At 40.7% G+C, this 1,088-nt stretch carries 1 protein-coding gene; it reads right to left on the bottom strand.

All coding sequences use genetic code 11. The features are described from left to right. Positions 1–368: 368 nt before the first annotated feature. The coding region (locus Aba26S_RS20935) for an ATP-binding protein (RefSeq protein WP_043975175.1) at positions 369–1,088 on the bottom strand (720 nt) is incomplete at its 5' end.

The following is a 1,088-nucleotide window of genomic DNA, read 5'->3' on the forward strand; positions in this document are numbered from 1 at the left end:
GGATCCTATGAAATTTGTCGTGTACAGAGTAAATTAAATTAATACGAGCATTAATGGTTCACTGCCGCATAGGCAGCTTAGAAGAATTAAAAAACTCCGATATATGGAACGCCTATGTTCACTGCCGCATAGGCAGCTTAGAAGTTTCAAATGATTCATGCATAACAAGCTCCTTTGTTCACTGCCGCATAGGCAGCTTAGAAGTTGTGACTGAAGTTAAAGCAGTTGCAGAGCAAGTTCACTGCCGCATAGGCAGCTTAGAAGTATTATTTTCAGTTATACTTATGGAAGCGAGATATTCTGTAAGTAATTCTTGTAATAAAAAGCCAATTATCTCGGAAGATAATTGGCTTGAGCAAAGAGTTTGGCTATCCGATTATTCGTCGATCATCCCAATAACACGGTACTACAATCAAATTATTTTCATGTAATCGTGACCATAATCGGACACCTAAATCCCGCTGCATATTTTGGACTGTAAAATTGGAAATCAGCAGGGTAGATTTCATATTGTCATAACGGCTATATAAGACCTTATGCACCATCTCTAGGCGTTTTTCGTGTCGGTCATGCAGGCCATATTCATCAATCACTAATAAATCAAAACTGGAGAAATGGTCGATGACTTCTTTCTCAGAGCGTGAAGTGTCTGACCAGGTATCCATCATTTTTTGAGCAATTTCTGCACTGGTATAGTAGCGTGCAGATTTTGTACTGTTATGCAGAATGTTGCGAATAATTGATGCGCTCAGATGGGTTTTACCTGTACCTGGTGTACCAATCATCAACATGTTCGGATTGTGGTCAGAAATAATTTGCTGTGCAAAGGCCTGACATAGTTTGATGGCATTGTCTTGAGCAGGGCATGCAACTACATAATTCTTGAAGCCACGATCTAGGTAGCGTTTATTGAGCCCTGAGTTTTTGATTTTCTGTTGTAGCAATCGCTGTTGCAGTTCATCCTCATAGGCTGCATTTGAGTGATGGACGGTTTCTTTGGCACACAATTTACAGAGCCTGTGACCTGCAATTTCCATCAGGGGTATACGATGGGTAGCGCAAAGTGTTTCCGTTGTTTCTGCGCGAAA

The organism is Acinetobacter sp. NBRC 110496, assembly GCF_000876115.1.
In the GTDB taxonomy this organism is placed as follows: Bacteria; Pseudomonadota; Gammaproteobacteria; order Pseudomonadales; family Moraxellaceae; genus Acinetobacter.